The following is an 18,331-nucleotide window of genomic DNA, read 5'->3' on the forward strand; positions in this document are numbered from 1 at the left end:
AAGGATTGATGCATGCCGTTTTTTTCTGACATTGGTAGTAAGTTCACAGACTGGTTGGGTGTTCCCGGTATCCTGGCCGCCTTCGCTATATCGCTGTGCGTGTGGCTTTATTACGACTTAATCATCGACAGCACATTAAACAGCACCATGATGCTGGGCGTGTCAATTTGCAGTATTTTCTTGGTCGCCGTTGCGAAAATGTCAATCAAAAGCCTGAAACGATTGGTGAATGATGACAGCGGTAAACCTAATGCATAAACGTCGCCATATTATCATGTGTTTCGCATTGCTCACGTTAGTCGCATGCCAAAGCACGCGGCAAGCGTCACCTCCCGAGACTCCCGCGGCGTCTACTAGCGCGCCTAGCGTGGAACCGCCTCGCGTTAACCCGCCTCGCGTTAACCCGCCTCAAAAAATAGCGGTAGATGTAGCGCCTGAAAACGCGAATGCAAAATATGGTTCTGGTCTTAACGCGCTCAGTGGTTTGCTGGGGATCATGGGCAAACCCAAGAAAGCTGAATTAATTGCCATGTTAACCCAGTTATACTCGCCGTCTGAGCTACAGTCTGACCGCTATGGTCATTACGTCTATTTGGTTTTTACCAATAATGAACCAGCCACATTAAATAAACGCCTAGCTGCCACGAGCGCCTTTCTGTGTCGTTTTACGCAATCGTCTGGCAAAGATGTTGCCCACATTGCGAAGCGATCAATAGCACTGTTTCAGGCGCCTATGCAAGATGACAGAAGTGCTGCCGACATTCTTGAATACAACGATCTTTACGGTTTTCAACAACATTACAGTTATGTAGAGGGGCAACTACTGGCAAGACTGGTAGAACACCAAACACCCATATCCGACATCGGTATCGTGACCGCTGAAATACCCATAGGCTCCCGTTACCAACGTGCGGCTAGCATTGAATATAACGCGCTCGATCTCAGTCAGTTCTCAGCCCATGAAATCCATGAAACGATCGTGTCTTTGCGGAAATACATTGTGAACCGGCCGAAAGATCCAGAGGGAACCATTGCCGCCATCAATCTCACAGGGCTACAAACACCTCTACTCAGTATGCGCTTGGCATCCTTCTTTGAGTCAGTAGGGCAAGGCTTTATCGCCCTAACCACATTTAATCAAGCCATGGCGGATGAACGCGGGTGTGATTAATCCTGACGTTGAGGCAACCGACGGCTCTACGCGCCCTACGGTTTTACAGGCGCATTTTCTACGATGTCCGCGATTTCAGGGCTTCCGTTTAACTTGGCTAAATCAATCAGGTAACTTTTTTGTAGGCTGTCCAGCGTGCGCCCTGCCAGCAAGGACTTTAAGCGGTCCGGTTCTTCGTTAACAATCGCAGTTTCAATCGCTTTCATATTGCCGACCGCATTTTCGCCGTTATCTTGAGTTTGTGTCATTGCTATCCCTTAATTTCCAAACACCATGAATAAAGCGTAGGGGGCTTTTTGCAATTTTCAAGAGCGCTAGCACTTCCTATTGAAATAATGCTAGCCGCTCTCTACAACGCTATTTATTCGCTGCCACTGGATTGCTTGGGTCTGCATCGTGCGGTTTGCGCGAGCTGACTTTACGTTTAACCCACGAAAAAGGTTTGCGTAAATCGATTAGGATGAGATAGAGGCAGGGCACGAGCACCAATGTCACGATGGTGGCGTACATGACCGCAAAACCCAGTGCGACTGCCATGGGGATCACGAACGATGCCTGTAAGCTGGTTTCAAACATGATAGGCAACACCCCCGCAAAGGTGGTGATGGACGTCAATGTGATTGCTCGGAAACGTGCACAACCGGCTTCCAAAACCGCTTCTTTGATCGAGTAACCTTGCTCGCGTCGCTGATTGACAAAGTCGGTCATCACCAGACTGTCGTTAATCACGACCCCGGCGGCGGCAATCAGGCCAAAGGTTGACATCATGCTTAAGTCCAGACCGAAGAAGAAATGACCCCAGACTGCGCCAGTAAAGCTAAATGGAATGACCGACATAATGATCAATGGCTGCCCATAACTCTTCAGCGGCACTGCAAGCAGAATGTACACCATGATCATGGCAGCAATGAAAAACATGACCTGTTCGTTTTGCTGTGCCTGCTGTTCCTTTATATCACCCCCCAGCTCAGTTTTCACGCCGGGGAACTGCTTAAACAATTCAGGCAGCAGATTTTCCTTTATCTCTTCCACGACTTCGTTGGGTTCAACTAAACGCTCATCAATCGAGCCCCACACGTAAACACTTTGATAGCCCGCCTCGCGGCGAATGTAGCTAATGCCGGGTTTTTCCGTTAGCTCAACCACATCCCCCAGCATGACTTCACGACCCGACGGCGTTGTGATAACAGCATACTTTAACGAGGAAAACTGCTCGCGCGTCAGGCGCGGGTAACGCACCATCACACGCACTTCTTCGCCATTCCGAATAACCCGCTGGGCCTCACCACCAAAGAAACTGGCTCCTACCTGGCTGGCGATATTGGCAATGTCCAGACCCAGATCATAGGCAACGGGGCGCAGTGTCATCTGTACTTCCTTACTGGCCGGGTCAATGGTGGAGCTGACGTCGAACAACCCTTCCTGCTGTTGTAACATTTCAATAAACTGGCGGCCTGCGGCATTCAGCGTTTGTAAATCAGGGCCAAACAACAAGTAGCCGAACTCTCCATCATCACCGCCGCCATTCACATCATCCTGTACAACGAACGATTTCATGCCCGGTATGGCCGGTATGGCTTCACGCCAGCGTCGAGCCAGTTCAAATGTATCAAAATGACGATCATCCTCACCGACCAGTGGCACTAGTATTCGTCCTTCGGTGCGGTCTTCATTGAAAGCAAGTAAATCACGGATCATGCCCGAGCCATACTCTTTGACAATATCCTCTTCAATTTGCCAAATGACATTTTCGATGGTTTGCAGCGCTTCTATCGTTGCGGTATCTGAAACGGTTTCGTTCATTTCAATACGAACGCTGGGGAAGTCGTGTGGTACTTTCGGGTTAGGAACTGTGCGCACGTAGTTCGCGTTGATAAGCCCCATAGTGACCATAAGCATGGCAATGAAAAAGGTAAGCACCGCCCAGCGCATTTCCACGCAACGGGAAACAAAGGAACGGTAGGGGCCATTTACAAACCCAAAAAAGCGTTTATTGAACCGGGCACGCCAACTCGTTTGTTTCACCGGTGAAAAGCGGGTATGGGCTAAATGGGCTGGCAGTATCAGCTTGGACTCAATCAAACTGAAAACCAAACACAAGATAACAACCACCGCAATATTATAAAAGAAAGCGCCTTCTGGCCCAGAACTTTGTGTGAAGGGTAAGAACACCGCGATGGTCGTCAGTACCCCGAAGGTTGCGGGAGTAGCTACTTTCTTCGCACCACGCACCACATTGTCTACGCCGCCGCCCTTACTTTCAATTTCAGTATAGGCACTTTCTCCAATCACGATGGCATCGTCGACCACAATCCCTAATACCATGATGAATGCAAACAGTGAGAGGATATTAATGCTCACGCCAAATACCGGCATCATCATTACCGCACCCAGGAAACACACCGGTAGCCCCACCATCACCCAGAATGCCAGCCTAAAGCGCAGGAAAATAGTGAGCAGTAACGCCACTAATACAGCTCCTTGAAACAGGTTGCTGAGCATCATATCCAGTCGCGCGTTAAGGTAATACGTCATATCGACAACAATTTTAATCTGCGCGCCGTCGGGCAAAGTTTTGTTACGTTGTTCAATATACTTTTTCACACTCTCAGCAACCGGCACCATGTTTTGCGTTTTTGTCGCTTTCACAGCCATCCACATGGCGTTCTGGCCGTTGTATTTAAAGTAGCGCTCGCCTTCTTCGAAGCCATCGGTGATTTCAGCGACATCGCGTAACAATACCCTCGCGCCGTTTTCGCCTATTTTGATTGGGATGCGGCCAAATTGGGCGCCATTATAAATCTGGTTCTCGACACGCACTGAAATCAGCCCGGAATCAGTACGCAGTTGTCCGGCTGAAATATTGGCCGAGTAGCGTCCGATTGCACGGGTAATATCATCAATAGTGACGTTGTATTTGCGCAACATATCCGGCTGAATTTCAATCGCGATTTCGTCGTTCGGTGCACCCATTTCAACCAAAGATACATTACCCAGTTGGAGTAACTCATCTTCAATTTGCTTGGCTAGCGGCTTTAATTCTTTCAAAGAAAGGTCGCCAACCAGCGACAGTTCCAGCACATCCTGCTTAAACTCAATTTGCGATATGGTGACAGGCTCCATATCGGCGGGGAAGGTGGCAATGCTGTCGACGCGCAGTTTCACCTTGTCGAGCACATCGGTTAGATCTTCATCGGTGTGGATTTCTAGAGTCACCCGCCCGCTATTGCGAAACGCTCTGGAAACCGTACGCTTGATTTCAGTGACGTCTTTAAGCGCTTCCTCGATTTTGATCAGAATCGATTCTTCGATTTCCTGAGGTGACGCCCCTCGATATTGTGCGCTCACATTGATGAAATTGATTTCAATGTTGGGGAACATCTGACGTTGGATAGTGAAATAGCTGGCAATGCCCATAATGATGATAAACACCATAATGAGGTTGGCCGCGACTGAATTGTTCGCGAAAAATGCGATGATACCGCGTTGAGTGTCGTTATTTGGGGTCATTATAGGCTACCTGGCTACTCTGTACGTGCAGCGGTTTGTGGCTGTTTCTCATCGATCACGACAACTTCCATTCCATTCTGAGGATACTCCGGCAATGTCAGCACCAACCTGTCGCCCGTGCTTAAACCGCTGTCGATAAGAAATGTATCCGCCTCTTCGCGTACCACATTAACGGTGCGTTGCACCATTTTTTGCTCATCGTCGAGCGTCCACACGCGATTGTTATTGACTAGGTCTTGCTTTATTTTGAATACGTTATCGAGGGTTGTGCCTGAAAAAGACACCTCCACGTAACTACCGTATTTTAACGCGGGCTCGTTGGATTCCAGTCCATACGGGTCGTCGATGCGCACGACCAGATTGGTCATGCGCGTCGCTTCATCCACGACGCCAAGGTCACGTTTTATAACGCCTTGTCGCGCGATCGAGTTCTTTCCGCGAGTTACGATTTGGGCTGCACTTCCCGTCAGTGATTCAGGTAAAAACTGACCATCGAACCCGGCGATGGGGAAAACCACTTCGGCCGCCTCAATGTTGTGTAGGCGGGCTGCGTCCATCCCCACATTCACGTATTGACCTACGCCGATATCGCGGGTGACTACCAGCGCATCATAAGGAGCCTTTACCTGAGTATTATCGAGATCACGTTGGGCGATCCGCAGGCGAGCTTCGGCGGACTTGACGCGCGCTTGCGCACTCAATACCTGGGGCTTGCGTAAATACAAATCACTTACCTGTTGTTTAGGCATATTGCGCGCTTCACGGGCTGCAACATCAGCGCGGGCTTGCTCTTCTATAAGCTGCGATTTCGCTTCAATTAACTCAGATTCCGCCTGTAATTTGGCCGCAACATAGGCGTCATCTTCAATACTGAACAGCAAATCGCCACGCTTGACGACGCCACCGGGAACAAAATTGGCGTGCCAACTAACAACTTCCCCTGCAACTTGTGCGGCAATAGTGGTGCTTTCCAATGGCCTGACTTCACCGAAACTTTCAATAGTTACGGTGTAGTCAATCGGGCTTAACGCTTCAACTCGCACAGAGGGACGCGTATCCACCTGCGCTTGTGATGTTTCTTCCTTACCGCTCGCTTCGATGGCGGTTTTGATCCCGAACCCGCCAATGAGTACGGCGAAGGGGATAGCAACTTTCCAAATCGTTTTCATAGCACACTGTATTGAATAAATGACATGCTAATGATAACGCGTTCGCCGCATAAAACGATCCCTCAAATGTAACGAACTGTTATTCCTGTTTTGCCATTTCAGCATGGTTTGTGCTTATCCCTTACGTGAGGCACCCATGACAACTCGTTACAGGAGCAATACCCCATGCACATGTACTTTTCTAACGCGCGGCTACCCCGGGCTACGCGGCGTTTGTCTTTTACCGCGATGCTACTGAGTGTAATGGTGTTGCCCATAGCGGCAATGGCACAATCCAGTGACAAGGATTCTGCAATAACAAACTCGATGTCGCAGGCGCTGTCGTTAGTGCCGTTGATTGAGTCAGCCAGTGTGCGGTTAAGTGCAAACAAAGACATTGAACAGATTGCACTTTACTACAAACCGACTACGGAGCACGCATGGACACCGGCGTTTGATATGGTGTGGGAGCCAGTTGCAGGAAAATGGCAGGGGGTTTTATTGCATTTGCGTGCAGGCACTGAATACGAGGTAAAAGTGCAAGCCCGCGATCAGGGAAAAGGTCAGGAATGGATACAACGGTTCACAACTCGATCGCAGTTTCCCGCTGTGGATCCACAAAAGGTGATTGCGTTACGAGACATCTATCAAGGCGGACAGCTCAATCTCAAAGCGCTTAAAGTCAATGGCTCACCGGGCGCGTGGGCAATGATACAAGGCGATCCCAACACAGTCATCAAAGCTGACGAACTTGAATCAGCGGTTTTTTTACAAGGTAATGCCTATGTGGTACTCAAAGATATCGTGATTGACGGCGGGTGGCGCTACGGCGTGCAGATGCGTAACTCTCACCATATCTGGATAACCGGCTGTGATATTTCAAAATGGGGCAGAGTACCAACAGTTTTTAAGAAGGGGCGCGGTTATGCGACACCTGAAAGCAAAACGCCGATAAATTATGATGCGGGCATCGATATCGACAAATCGGGTGTGGTCACCGTTGAAGACTGCCACATTCACTCGCCCAATTATGGCGCAAATAGTTGGACTCATGGCCACCCGAAAGGCGCAAACGCAATTCAGGTATGGGCACAGCATAAAAATGAACAGTTTCAGGGCCAAGTGATTATTCGCCACAACCGTATTCAGGGAAGTGACCAACACCGCTTCAACGATGCAATTGAAGGGCGAAAAAATACAGAATTACTCGGTGGGTTTGTGCGTGACTCTGCTATTCATAATAATCAAATCGCTTACGCAAACGATGACTTGATTGAAATTGACGGTGGGCAAAGCGGGGTATTGGTGTACAACAATCAACTTTCGCAGGGGTATGTGGGTATCAGTGCGTTGCCCAACCGGCGTGGGCCAAGTTACCTCTTTAACAACGCGATCACTTCATTGGGCGACCAAGACGGCAATGAGTGGACCGCAATCAAGCTGGGCGGTTTACGCAGTGCGCCACAGGGCCAGGTTTTTGTATTACAAAATTGGATTAACGTCGACCGAAATGGCATCGCAGCGTCATCGGTCAAAGGCGACAATACATTCTGGGCTGATGTGCGCAATAATGTGATTATCACTCAGCGTTCATCGAATTTGGTGGGGTTGGGTATTTATGATCCCAAGCAATACCCCGACAACCGCTTTGTCCATAATCTTATCTATAATCGTACTCGGCAGGCGCCGTATGCAGAGGCGAAATTGGCTGAAAATAGTCGCTGGATAGTTTCGCCACAGACCCTGTCGAGCGTATTGGGTTCACAACGAGATCCTTACGTTGATGTGGCCCTTGCACCCGAGCATATCCTTCATGGTTTTCATGTCAGCGCGCCCGCAGGCAAAGATCAGACGACACCGCCTTTTCTTCTCCGAGTGGGTGTCTATTAGTGGACACAAACTGCCTCTGGTAAACTCTCGCAGAAAACCGTATACCAGCAAACTCCAAAAGCCGGTCGCAACAAGTTTAAGCGAGGATGTTAAAAACTACTTTAAAGCAGTGACAAAAGACGATTTCCCATATCTGAGCCTGCTCAACCTCTATCTTTCAGGTTGCGTTTCGCAAAAAAAATAGGAAGATTGATATTTTGTGGAGGGGCCTAGCAAAGCGCTAAACTTGATCTCATCGCTCTTTGATACGCAATAGCGACGGCGTCATTTCCGTCAGCAGACAATTCCCCGCTACTAGAAAATTAAGGAAAATTCAGTGAAAAATGTACTTACAATGTTAGTTGTTTATCTAATTTCTGTATCTGTGTATGCAGCCAGCCCACTTGCAGAATCAGAAGTAAGAAAATTAACTCAGCAGTTTATCGAAGCAAAAAATCAGCGCCAGCAACCTGATTCGACTAAAGAAGACATTGATTACTTTCTTTCGTTCTTGGCAGACGAATTTAAGGATGAACACGTTAAATTTAACGTGCTCGTCACGAGTAAAGATGAGCTGCGTTCTGGAATGGTCGCGAAGTTAGACGACAAAATATACTTTAGCAACATAGACATTTTAGAATTAATGGTTGGCCGGAATGTTGCTTTTGTTAAGTTCAAAGAGCATGCGAAAGGGCAACCCAGTCATATGGACAAACCTATCGAATATACGGCGATTAATATTATGTCATTGGAGTTTAATGACCTCGGCAAAATAAAGCATATAAGACGCCACCATGGATTATAATTGGCTGTCTACATGAGCTGCGACTTCAGCATTTTATCCCGCGGGCCTGCGACTGTTGTTGAAAATTCATACACATCAAGGAAGTCGGTATGAATACATTATTTTCAGTCCTCATCACTTTTGTTCTTGCGACGAACTCTGTTGCTTCAGAACTCATTGAGTTGGGGATTTCAACATCGATAGAGTCAGAGCTCATGGACGAAAAAAGACTTTTTTTGGTCTATTTGCCACCGACATACGACAATGGCACAAAGTCATACCCAGTCATTTACTTACTAGACGGAGACATCCACCGAAAGACTTCTTAAACCGAGAGCTCATACCTGAAATCGACCGGCTCTACAGAACTTCTAGTAAGAGATTATTAGTAGGCGAATCCTTTGGCGGCTTGTTCGCGTCGAACGTACTTCTTAACTCTCCGTCATCATTTACAGATTACCTGATAATTGATCCGACGGCACTTTGGGACAACGATTACCTGAATCGCACCTACAGCAAGAAAGCGAGACCTGTGAGTCTCAGTTCCAACGTATATTTTGCTTTTGCAAATAATTCACATCTGGGTGAAATAGGATTAGCAAACTATCAGTGGGGTACCTCATTCGCTTTTTCTGTCATAGAAAACGTGCAAGGAATAGCTGTACAACAGTATTTTGAAAATGAAACTCATGGAACAGTTGCGTTCTTGGCCTGGTACGAAGGCTTAAAGATCCTGCTACCCACCACAGATGAATGATGTGTACATTCAGGAACTATGACATAGCTCGCCCCAGGTTTTCCTGAGGTGATTCAGCGTAACGGTCGCTAATACGAGCCGCTGACAAAACCTGGGCTAGACAGTTTGTGTGCGGCGGGTATTAACAGCATGACTAGGCGCGGGGAGTTGCTGATCCAGCGCGCTAAAAACGGTTTGCCACATTTGCTCTGTGCGACGTTTAAAGGCCAGAATAGGGCCTCTGTCTGGGTCTGTTTGTTGCGCCATCAAGTGCGTAAAGAGCGCATTGACTTCCGCGACACTACTGTCAGCCTGAAGCATAAATTTTTGCTGCTCATACTCTTCAAATAAACGCTCATATTTGAAGCTCCAACTGGTTCCAATGCACGGCACGCCTTGTGATAGAGCGCTGACACAACCATGAAAGCGTGAGCACACCACTGCGCGGCTTTGACCAATGATCCCTTTGACCACCAAGGGGTCATTTTCCTCAATAATCTTCAATGGTTGTGAGCATGCAGCGGCAATGTCAGCACAGATAGGCGCATCACCCGCGCCCTCGTGATTCAGGATCACAGGCGTTAAACCTTCTGCAATGCCTAATTCTGAAAGTTGAACAAACAGGTTAAGGTAACGAGTGGCCCACAGATTGTTACTGTTTTGACTGCTCACCATCTTATTGTTGGGCACGAGCAACAAGGTTGATTTACCGTCGGTAAAATAGTCCGGGCATCGGCCTTTAACGATATTGGTGAAATCCGGAAATTGGCGAAGATTCGACTGGTCAGAAAGTAACTCTGCCACATGGTTATAACTTGAGGCTTCTCTGGCAAGAATGAGCGAGGCTTTAGGCAGCGCTCGTTGTAGCGCGTGCACATCGGTAGGCCGAGTAAAAGCGCCCAGTGCCTGTGGCAGCAATACATAGGGCTTATTGCGCTGATCAAACCGATGCAGTTCTGCGCACAATTGAGTGATCACACGGCTTGGCCATTGGTCGCCATATGCAAAGCCGGAGGCATCCAGTACGGCGTCAATATCGGCCTCAGTGATAATTCCCCATTGCTGCGCCATCTGCTTACGCCATGACTGGGGTATCAAATCGCTGAAGCGGTTAAGGTTTAAGGGGCCTTTTTGCAACATAAGTTTTTTGTATGCGCCGACATTGGCGATGCACGCGTAAGGTGTTTGACGATTGGGGCGGAGCACAACATTAATGTCACTACGCCATTCAGCCAATGCCTGCAATACAGCATGCAGCATAAGTTCTGCGCCTTTATTGACAAATTGTGTACCGCGAATTTCAATATTCATAGCCTGTTCCTTGAAAGTGAATTAGTGCTGCTTGAGCAGCGTGTCGGCGTTCTTTTTTTGTGAGAATGGGATGCCGCCATCTTTGATTGCATACCCCACTGAAATCAGCATAATCGGGCGTTCATAGGGCGATAGGTTGAGTTTTTTACTCATCATTTGTTCGCGCGACTCGATATCTGGCCAATTGATGGGGCAAGTAGAAAGCGATAGCGTCTCGCACGCCAGCATAAATTGCATCGCAGCCAACGCGCCGTCGATATAGATGACATGTCTATCGCGCTCTTTCGGATACGCACTCAAATCACCCACCACCACAACGGAACACGGCAGATTGTTTACCCATCCGGCAGTGCCCATCGCACAGGCCGCTATATCAACCGCTTTGTCTTGATGGTTGAACGCATAAAATTTAAACGGTTGTCGATTACAGGCCGATGGCGCCAAACTCGCGGCGTTAATTGCCTGCTGAAGTTTGCCCCATTCAACTGGTTTCTGTTGATACCAGCGCACAGACCGACGGCGTTTAAACAACGTCAGCAATTCGTCGTAATCCAACGGGCACTTCGGCAATGTGTCGTGCGCATAGGGCACTGAACTGACTTGTGCGCCGGATGAGCTGATCGCGCTAAACGCTTTGCGCTGGGTGTCGACAATCGGTGTCGCACTAACTACATCAAAGTAAAGACACAAAACATCATGCGCCCATTTTTGTTCTTCGTGATCTAAGCGCTTGGCCATCACGCAATCCCGGAAACAACTGACTGTTTCACCAATGTACCCTTCGGCAAAAACACTGCGGCGGGGGCGCATGATCAACCCCTTCTCTAAGCGGTGAATATTACGACGTAACAGCACGCAACTTTCGCCAATGTCGCGAAGCGATTGTTTGTAACGAATGCGGCCTTGCAACACGGCCAGATGTTCGCGATCAAACCGACGGCTAAAGACGCAGTAATACAGCGACGCAAGGCGCCCGTGTGAGGCGAAAAGTGGGATCGTGGCGTCATCGAATTGATGCACAACGTGCAATAAGCGCTGCTTGATTTGCTTAGCGATTTGAATAAGTTGGGGTCGAAGCGACATAAAGGATTCCTTAACCTTGGCGGCGCTGTTGCCAGCCACTGACTGCTCGCCGCGCGTCGATTAACGCGCTGACGACGTTAAAAGACTGCGTTATCACGCGCGCCATCGGGCGGGTAGGTTTAGCCAACCAAAATACGCCGTACCCCGCTACCGCATAGGAAACGAGTGTTGCAATCGCCGCGCCGACACCGCCGTACAATGGAATAAGCACGAGATTGAGTAACACGTTGATCACCGCACCTACGCCGTGGCTGAGCAAGGAAAACTGCAGTAAGTGTTCTGCAATTAGCCATTTACTGGCGAGCGCGCGAACAAAAATGAAAACGCCAGCCCATACGTGCAATTGCAGAACCAATGCTGAGCCATTGAATGCTGGGCCGAACAATAGGTTAACCAACCACGGTGCTATGCTGGCGATGACGATGGCGATAAGCAACGCAGCACCAAACAGTAAGTTGCAACTCTGCTGGAGCCGTTTCTGATAGCGAGCTTCGTTTTTTTTCCGCAGTGACAGTAACGCCGGAAAAATAGCCGTCACAAATGCGGTCGCAAAGAAATACCAGACTTCCGACAACCGCACCGCAGCAGAGTAGATACCCACTTCGGCGCGCGTCGTCATGCTGGCAAGCATCAGTTGGTCAATCTTCAAATAAATGATGGCGGCAAATCCAGAAAGCACCAACCAAAATGACTGTTTAAATAGCGCGACGCCATAGTGCCAGTTGACATGACTGAAACTGATATGGCGTTGGTAACGTGTGTATAACAGCCAGTACACGGCCCCAATAAAGACTAATTCAGCCGCAAATAGCAATCCGACTAACAAGAAGGACTGTGTCGCTAGCGCCACTGCCACTTTTGCCGCCGCAAACCCAGCCATAAAAGCAAAGCGACACATGACGACAGGGCGAATGTTCATGTGCGCCTGAAACCAAAACTCCAATGCCTGCAGGCCATACGTGCTTGAGGCTAATGCCAGACACACCAGTAAAGTCCATTCAGCGGGTGTTAACGCAACAGTACTCGCCACAATCAAAACACACAGCGAAGCGCTCGCAATACTCGCAAGGAGTCGAAAAACGCAGGTCGTGGATAAGATGGTGTCTTCCGTGTGGCGCGCGTCTAATAACTCACGGGTAATAATTGCATTCATGCCTAAAGAGGCGAGTGGTGGGATCAGCGCCGCCCCCGCCAGTAAAAAGTTGAGCTGACCAAATGCTTCGGGCCCTAATTGACGCGCAATCACCATAGTGACAAAAAAGCTCAAGCCCATGCTGGCGACTTTTTCTAACGTTAACCATGACGTGTTTTTCAATACACGATTCAGTGTAGTTGGCGCTGTTTCTGCGGTCATATTTTCTCTCAAACTGCCTGCGCGTGCGGCGCGGCTTTAAACATGGCCTGATAAATCGCTGTATCACGCTCACACAACGCTTCAATGCGATCTCGGTACACACGGTTGTGTTTAATTTCATCCGCCAAACGATGATTTGGGCTGGTGTTAGCGCGCGGGATCTTCAGAGAGCGTGTGTAACGTTGTTCAAATTGAGCAGAAAATACCGGCATAGCTTCCAGTTGCCCGACGATGGCAAAGCGATTTAAATTCGCTATTGCGGCCTTTACCACAGCATCATCCGGTTGGGTCAGAATATCTTCGAACGCGTAACCACTGAAATATCGACAATACCCTGTGCCGCTGCGTAGCGCTTTTTCGGTGTCTAAATACGCTTCGAAATTACTGGTATTGGTATGCCAGTCAGATGTTTTATAGGTGTTGTAGATGTATTCCGAAATGAACCGGTCAACCGGATTTCGCAAAACGGTGACAAAATCCCAGTCAGCAAAATCTGCAACAACCTGTGGCGCTGCATAACAGTGGCCGGTGACGAATAGGCTGTGTTTACGGTGCATGAAACTGACCAGATTAATCTGTCGCGCCAGCATCATATCGATGGATAAGAGCGACTCTGCACGCTTGCTGCCTTTTAAATCAATGTGCGTCACGAGGGGCGTGCCTTTTAAGTAGGCGGGGTACAAACTTTTGAAAATGCCATCATAGACAGACACGCCTGCACATTTTGGGACGTGAATAAAGGCAACTTTAGGATGGTTTAACACTTTTTGTTTCAGTGTTTGCGTCATGCTTGATACCAGGCTCATTGGAATGCTCCCTTTCGATAACGGCGTTGCCGCACCAGTTTGTTCTTCGCCAGTTCAACGAGTGCTGTCAGTGTGCTCCACCAACCAGCATGACGTATCGCAGTGGCCAGCCATGCCGCCTTATGGCGCTTTTTGGGAAGAAACGCGAGCAGTTGCTGTGCAACGCGTCGTTTAAAATGATAATCACCCAACCACTCTCGATGTTTGAGTGCGGATTGCAAACGGATCTCGCCTTGCGCCGGTGTGAGTTTTTGTACTCTGGCGGTGATGCCATTTTCAGTGTGTTCACGGTAGTCAAACAGCGCCTTCGGGATATTCACAAACACGCGTTTTGCCTGCACAAAACGCACATACAAATCCCAGTCTTGGCCATTCGGCAATGCTTCGTCGAACGGAATGTCTAACAAGTGTTGGCGCTTTGCACTGAACCCACTCATTCCACTGAATGCGTTGCCTGTGCGTAGCGATTGTTCATTCACTCGGATTTGCGGATTAATATGCGAGATGTGATGCCTAAACATGATGGAGTGACCACACACCACGGCATCGGCACCTACTGCATAGGCTTTCAAATGCTCACTGATAAATTCGCGATGCCAGCTGTCGTCGTCATCCAGAAAGGCCACAACCTCATATTGCGCAATGGCGACCCCAATGTTTCGAGCGGTGTTCGCTCCGCTTGGCGTTGGCAAGCGGTGATAACGAATATGCGTGTGTGGAAACTGTTCCAGCACACTGCGGTAATCGGCGCTTGAGGCGTCGTCCACGATCACGATTTCGCTGGGCGGGTAAGTTTGATCCAATACGCTATTCAGCGCTTGATACAAATAGTCAGGACGCTCGTGGGTAATGATCAGGGCGCTAACGCGCAGGTGGCTATTCATTGCTAAAGGCACTCTGTTGTTGTGAATGAAAAACGGAACTTTTAAAAACGTGCAATGTAGATTCGGCAATCGTTGCCCAATTAAATTTATCCAGAATGGCTGCGCCGTTTACCGGCGGTAAAAAGCGTGTCAATGCCCTTGCCAGCTCATCAATATTGCCAGTCTCAAAATAGTGTGCACTGGTGAGGCCGATGTCTTTATTGGGCTGAATGTCACTGAGTAACACCGGCGTGTTGGCGCTTAACGCTTCCAATGCCACAATGGGTAAGCCTTCATGGTATGACGGTAAAATAAAGCGCTCGGCATGGGCGTAGAGTGCGAGCAAAGCATCGCCGTGCTGTCGGCCCGCAAAGATAACGCGCCGATCGGCACTCTGACGCAGTGTTTGCGTGTACTCATCTTGATGGTCAGCGTCGCCGACTATCACTAACGGCATATCAATCCCGCTGCGCTTATGTGCTTCAATGAGATCAGAAAAACCTTTTTCAGGTACCAGGCGACCAACAGTCAGAATGTAATTTTCGGGCAAAAGCCCGAGGGCTAAGTCCTCGATGTCAGGCGCTTCTCGACTAAAATCGGCATTGGCGCCGTTGGGAATAAAATGGATGTGTGGCGCTTTGCGAGGAAATCGCTGCTGCAGCTCATGAGCTAAAGATTTTCCGACAACAATCACATCATGCGCCCAATGAAGCGCAAAAAACTCACCACAGCGCAGCAGCGTTTTAGCGAGCGTATTCCATTTTTGTCGGTTATAGTCGGCGCCGTGATGCGTGACCACTACCCGGAAACCAAGCAAGCGCGCCAATGGCGTAAATAAACTGGGGCCGATCGCATGCAAATGCACGACATCAGGCTTAACATACAGGCGCGCGTAGCACAGTGCGATAAACGTGTGCAGTGCCGTTTCAAGCCACTTATTGCGAATTGTCCATACCGGTAACACGTTGACACCACGGTACACGGCGCGCTGTTTTACATAGGGCGAACGGGCCAAAACAACAATGTCTGCATGCTCGCTTAAACGCTGATAAAGCGCCTGACAGTGAGTTTCAATACCGCCCATAACGTGTGGAATACCACGTAAACCAATGGCACAAATTTTCATGTCGAAACTCCTTTCAGTGGTGTCGGAGCAAGCCTAAGAGGATAAGCTGAGTGATGAACTACGACCGGTTGGTGAGCAAAAATGGCAGCGCAGATAATGGCGTAAACAATCAAGCCTTCAATATTCCACAGTGGCATGGTGGCGAGATTGAGGATCAAAAAACCGAGGAGTGAGAAGAAGCATTTCTTGCGTAAGGTCACATCGGCAATACGCCATGCACTGCGTAACAGTGCGGCGTTAAATACACCAAACAAGGTCAAGCCCAAAATGCCGTATTCATACAAATAGGAAATAAACGTATTGTGCGCATATTTCTCAAATACACCGTTCCATGCTTCAGGCCCGGCACCAAACCAACGTTGCGAGGCATCAGCCATTTCCCAAGCCGATAGATACTGGCTCCACAGATACACGCGTGCTGAAAATAGATCCTGTTCCCAATCCGTAAAGTAGACCGGTGCTTTGATCAGTTCTCGCCAGTGTGATGCGACCACGTAAATATCGTTGAAGCGCTCAGCCACACTGTCTTTAAACATCCATGCAACCGCCACAGCTGACGTGGCCAATGCGGCAATACTGAAGAATTGGTAGCGCTTTGCTACTTTTGACTCAAACCAGGAAAACAGGAAGATCACAACAATGGGCAACACGGCGAGCATTGAGGTGCGATAGTTGGTCAAAAAGAGGAGAACCACGCCGATAAAGAATAGGCTGTTTTGCCACGGGAAACTGCGCAGGTTTTGCAGGCAAATGCTCAGCACAAAACCAACCAATATCATCGAAAATGCGGCTTCGTGATGGTAGCCGCCAATGAAACTTACCGAGCCGTCACTTTCTGCGGCCTTCGCCTCGCCCAACACGATAGACAGGCACTGTAGTGAAACCGGCAAAACAAACGAAACCAGCAGAGCGCGTAATACGGGATCAAGCCCAGCGCGCCGAATGGCAAGGAACAATGCACCGGCTAACACCATAAAATAGAGCCACTTCACCACCACGACAATAAAGCCACCCACTTGAGCATTGATTGCGGCGCTTAACACAACGATGAGCGCGAAGGCATAGAAAAGTAGCCAATACCGTAAGAGAAAAAGTTGCCGCGGTAGCAGGGAGAAGCCAGCCGCAACAACAAAAATTGAGCCAATAGCATTGATCGATAAACCGCCCACTAGCGGCGGGTAGGTCACCGTATGAAATGCAGACAGCGCAAAGCGCAGCCACAGTGCGACCATCACAAACACAGTGAAACCTTCGCAGCGTCTGGCGACCCGATAGAGCAGCACGGCGCTGAGGAGAACAAGGGCGATTTTAACGATTTCAAACATGAGAGATGCTGCGTTGCCGCTGCCGAGGTGTTGATCCGGTCGATTCAATCAAATGTGTGATGCTGTCGACCATGCGCTCTGGCGTAAATGTTGCGGCGCGCCGAGTTGCCTGACACTCGTAATGTTGGCGGGTTTGAGGCTGAGCCATTAATTGTAACCCTTCCGATAAGGCTGTTTCCTCATTACAGGGGCATAAAATGCCGTAATGTGCCTTAATTCCCTGTGTATCAGGCCTACCTTGCCCGCCGAGGATCTCAGCCGGGCCCGAAGGGCAGTCCGTCACAACCACGGCTTTCCCCAGTGTCATCGCTTCGACAATCGCGTTTGGGAAGCCTTCTGCATTGGAGCTTGAGGCAAAAAAGGTAGCGTGTTTAAAGTAGGGGTAAGGGTTTTTTTGGAAGCCGGCAAAGAGCACTTTTTCCTTGATACCAAGGTCTGATGCCAGTTTTTCCAAGGCCACTCGCTCGTCGCCCTGACCCAATATAACCAGTTGGAACGGCAATGCAGCGCGCGCAAAGGCACGCAATAATAGGCTGAAATTTTTATTCGCGGTTAATCTTCCGGCCGCTAAAATATAGGGTTGCTCAGGCAAATCAGGGCAGGGTAAATCGGCCAGTCGATTTAAGGCCTCACGCTCGTAGGCGTTGTAGACCACGGTGATTTTTTCGGCACAAATCCCGAAATTCTCAACCAGATCGTCGGCAACGCCGGTTGATACCGCAGCAATATGGTTAGCCAGGGGATAGCATAGTCGAACCAGCATTTTGCTAATGCTCGCTGACAATCCGTTGCCTAAATGTGAAGTCGTATTCACACGCTCACTGATGATACAGGGAATGCCGTGACGTTTGCTGACCAATGTACTGGCGATATTGCTGCGCGTGAGAAAACTGATTATGTGGTCGGGTTGATACTGAGCGACCCAACGATCTAATTTTCGTACACTTTTCAGCAACGACTGTTTGCTATCTAAACAGGCTTTTTGCACGAATGGAGGACATTGCTGCGATTCTTGCGCACGGTCAAGCAAAACCAAATGAAACTGAACCTGATGCTGCTGAGCGTAAGGATGAAGCCACTTCAATAAATGGCACGCAACTCGCTCAGCGCCACCCCCTTCCAATGAATTAATCACAATCGCAATGACACGTGGCTTAGCGCTGTCGTGCAGAATTGTTGCTTTGCGCATAATGTTCTAATCCCTGTAATCTAATGGTAGCCACCTAATTCAGGCCATTGCAAAGC

17 protein-coding genes are annotated in these 18,331 nt (G+C 49.0%); 6 read left to right on the plus strand and 11 right to left on the minus strand.

What is annotated here, in order from left to right:
* The first annotated feature begins 12 nt into the window (after window positions 1–12).
* Window positions 13–258 (plus strand): hypothetical protein, encoded by a 246-nt coding sequence (locus KIU71_RS14370; protein ID WP_214131989.1) that lies wholly within the window; start codon window positions 13–15, stop codon window positions 256–258.
* Entirely contained in the window at window positions 251–1,171 is a 921-nt protein-coding gene (locus tag KIU71_RS14375) for a hypothetical protein (RefSeq protein WP_214131990.1), read from the plus strand. Before KIU71_RS14370 ends, KIU71_RS14375 begins: the two co-directional genes overlap by 8 nt.
* A gap of 35 nt (window positions 1,172–1,206) precedes the next feature.
* On the opposite strand, the gene KIU71_RS14380 is transcribed toward KIU71_RS14375, so the two are convergent.
* The 3 genes from KIU71_RS14380 to KIU71_RS14390 form a co-directional block, all read right to left on the minus strand.
* Window positions 1,207–1,419, minus strand: coding sequence for a hypothetical protein (locus KIU71_RS14380; RefSeq protein WP_214131991.1), 213 nt, complete (start codon window positions 1,417–1,419; stop codon window positions 1,207–1,209).
* Between the two features lie 109 nt (window positions 1,420–1,528).
* On the minus strand, window positions 1,529–4,681 hold the full coding sequence (locus tag KIU71_RS14385; protein WP_214131992.1) for an efflux RND transporter permease subunit: 3,153 nt from the start codon (window positions 4,679–4,681) through the stop codon (window positions 1,529–1,531).
* 14 nt (window positions 4,682–4,695) lie between these two features.
* Window positions 4,696–5,850, minus strand: coding sequence for an efflux RND transporter periplasmic adaptor subunit (locus KIU71_RS14390; protein ID WP_214131993.1), 1,155 nt, complete (start codon window positions 5,848–5,850; stop codon window positions 4,696–4,698).
* 165 nt (window positions 5,851–6,015) lie between these two features.
* On the opposite strand from KIU71_RS14390, the gene KIU71_RS14395 reads away from it, so the two are divergent.
* The 4 genes from KIU71_RS14395 (at window position 6,016) to KIU71_RS17855 (ending at window position 9,239) form a co-directional block, all read left to right on the plus strand.
* Entirely contained in the window at window positions 6,016–7,719 is a 1,704-nt protein-coding gene (locus KIU71_RS14395; RefSeq protein ID WP_214131994.1) for a right-handed parallel beta-helix repeat-containing protein, read from the plus strand.
* A gap of 316 nt (window positions 7,720–8,035) precedes the next feature.
* Window positions 8,036–8,503: a nuclear transport factor 2 family protein gene (locus KIU71_RS14400; RefSeq protein WP_315853300.1), complete on the plus strand. Its 468-nt coding sequence runs from the start codon at window positions 8,036–8,038 to the stop codon at window positions 8,501–8,503.
* Window positions 8,504–8,697: 194 nt separating this feature from the next.
* A complete protein-coding gene (locus tag KIU71_RS17850; RefSeq protein WP_250207538.1) occupies window positions 8,698–8,811 on the plus strand; it encodes an alpha/beta hydrolase-fold protein in 114 nt (37 codons plus the stop codon).
* Between the two features lie 20 nt (window positions 8,812–8,831).
* A complete protein-coding gene (locus tag KIU71_RS17855) occupies window positions 8,832–9,239 on the plus strand; it encodes a hypothetical protein (protein ID WP_315853301.1) in 408 nt (135 codons plus the stop codon).
* 96 nt (window positions 9,240–9,335) lie between these two features.
* On the opposite strand, the gene KIU71_RS14410 is transcribed toward KIU71_RS17855, so the two are convergent.
* Genes KIU71_RS14410 through KIU71_RS14445 form a run of 8 tightly spaced genes read right to left on the minus strand, consistent with a single transcriptional unit; the run spans window position 9,336 to window position 18,275 of the window.
* Entirely contained in the window at window positions 9,336–10,529 is a 1,194-nt protein-coding gene (locus KIU71_RS14410; protein ID WP_214131995.1) for a polysaccharide pyruvyl transferase family protein, read from the minus strand.
* Between the two features lie 21 nt (window positions 10,530–10,550).
* Entirely contained in the window at window positions 10,551–11,612 is a 1,062-nt protein-coding gene (locus tag KIU71_RS14415; protein ID WP_250207524.1) for a nitroreductase family protein, read from the minus strand.
* A 10-nt stretch (window positions 11,613–11,622) separates the two neighbouring features.
* Entirely contained in the window at window positions 11,623–12,966 is a 1,344-nt protein-coding gene (locus tag KIU71_RS14420) for a flippase (RefSeq protein WP_214131996.1), read from the minus strand.
* An 8-nt stretch (window positions 12,967–12,974) separates the two neighbouring features.
* Complete coding sequence (locus KIU71_RS14425; protein ID WP_214131997.1) at window positions 12,975–13,772, minus strand: sulfotransferase family 2 domain-containing protein; 798 nt, start codon at window positions 13,770–13,772, stop codon at window positions 12,975–12,977.
* A complete protein-coding gene (locus KIU71_RS14430; RefSeq protein ID WP_214131998.1) occupies window positions 13,769–14,656 on the minus strand; it encodes a glycosyltransferase family 2 protein in 888 nt (295 codons plus the stop codon). The genes KIU71_RS14425 and KIU71_RS14430 overlap by 4 nt, the downstream gene beginning before the upstream one ends.
* Window positions 14,649–15,761 carry a glycosyltransferase family 4 protein gene (locus KIU71_RS14435; RefSeq protein ID WP_214131999.1) on the minus strand — a complete coding sequence of 371 codons (1,113 nt, stop codon included), beginning with the start codon at window positions 15,759–15,761 and terminating at the stop codon, window positions 14,649–14,651. Before KIU71_RS14435 ends, KIU71_RS14430 begins: the two co-directional genes overlap by 8 nt.
* Entirely contained in the window at window positions 15,758–17,086 is a 1,329-nt protein-coding gene (locus tag KIU71_RS14440; RefSeq protein ID WP_214132000.1) for an O-antigen ligase family protein, read from the minus strand. The genes KIU71_RS14435 and KIU71_RS14440 overlap by 4 nt, the downstream gene beginning before the upstream one ends.
* Window positions 17,079–18,275 (minus strand): glycosyltransferase, encoded by a 1,197-nt coding sequence (locus KIU71_RS14445; RefSeq protein WP_214132001.1) that lies wholly within the window; start codon window positions 18,273–18,275, stop codon window positions 17,079–17,081. Before KIU71_RS14445 ends, KIU71_RS14440 begins: the two co-directional genes overlap by 8 nt.
* Window positions 18,276–18,331: the final 56 nt, after the last annotated feature.

The sequence above is a fragment of the Alteromonas oceanisediminis genome (genome assembly GCF_018474025.1).
GTDB classification, from domain to species: domain Bacteria; phylum Pseudomonadota; class Gammaproteobacteria; order Enterobacterales; family Alteromonadaceae; genus Alteromonas_E; species Alteromonas_E oceanisediminis.

Bases quoted from the DNA above. Each gene is read 5' to 3' on its own strand.
- KIU71_RS17850 (WP_250207538.1), top strand. From the start codon at position 8,698: ATGGACGAAAAAAGACTTTTTTTGGTCTATTTGCCACCGACATACGAC.
- KIU71_RS14420 (WP_214131996.1), bottom strand. From the start codon at position 12,966: ATGACCGCAGAAACAGCGCCAACTACACTGAATCGTGTATTGAAAAAC.
- KIU71_RS14380 (WP_214131991.1), bottom strand. From the start codon at position 1,419: ATGACACAAACTCAAGATAACGGCGAAAATGCGGTCGGCAATATGAAA.
- KIU71_RS14390 (WP_214131993.1), bottom strand. From the start codon at position 5,850: ATGAAAACGATTTGGAAAGTTGCTATCCCCTTCGCCGTACTCATTGGC.
- KIU71_RS14435 (WP_214131999.1), bottom strand. From the start codon at position 15,761: ATGAAAATTTGTGCCATTGGTTTACGTGGTATTCCACACGTTATGGGC.
- KIU71_RS14410 (WP_214131995.1), bottom strand. From the start codon at position 10,529: ATGAATATTGAAATTCGCGGTACACAATTTGTCAATAAAGGCGCAGAA.
- KIU71_RS14440 (WP_214132000.1), bottom strand. From the start codon at position 17,086: ATGTTTGAAATCGTTAAAATCGCCCTTGTTCTCCTCAGCGCCGTGCTG.
- KIU71_RS14425 (WP_214131997.1), bottom strand. From the start codon at position 13,772: ATGAGCCTGGTATCAAGCATGACGCAAACACTGAAACAAAAAGTGTTA.
- KIU71_RS14445 (WP_214132001.1), bottom strand. From the start codon at position 18,275: ATGCGCAAAGCAACAATTCTGCACGACAGCGCTAAGCCACGTGTCATT.
- KIU71_RS14370 (WP_214131989.1), top strand. From the start codon at position 13: ATGCCGTTTTTTTCTGACATTGGTAGTAAGTTCACAGACTGGTTGGGT.
- KIU71_RS14395 (WP_214131994.1), top strand. From the start codon at position 6,016: ATGCACATGTACTTTTCTAACGCGCGGCTACCCCGGGCTACGCGGCGT.
- KIU71_RS14385 (WP_214131992.1), bottom strand. From the start codon at position 4,681: ATGACCCCAAATAACGACACTCAACGCGGTATCATCGCATTTTTCGCG.
- KIU71_RS14415 (WP_250207524.1), bottom strand. From the start codon at position 11,612: ATGTCGCTTCGACCCCAACTTATTCAAATCGCTAAGCAAATCAAGCAG.
- KIU71_RS14430 (WP_214131998.1), bottom strand. From the start codon at position 14,656: ATGAATAGCCACCTGCGCGTTAGCGCCCTGATCATTACCCACGAGCGT.
- KIU71_RS14375 (WP_214131990.1), top strand. From the start codon at position 251: ATGCATAAACGTCGCCATATTATCATGTGTTTCGCATTGCTCACGTTA.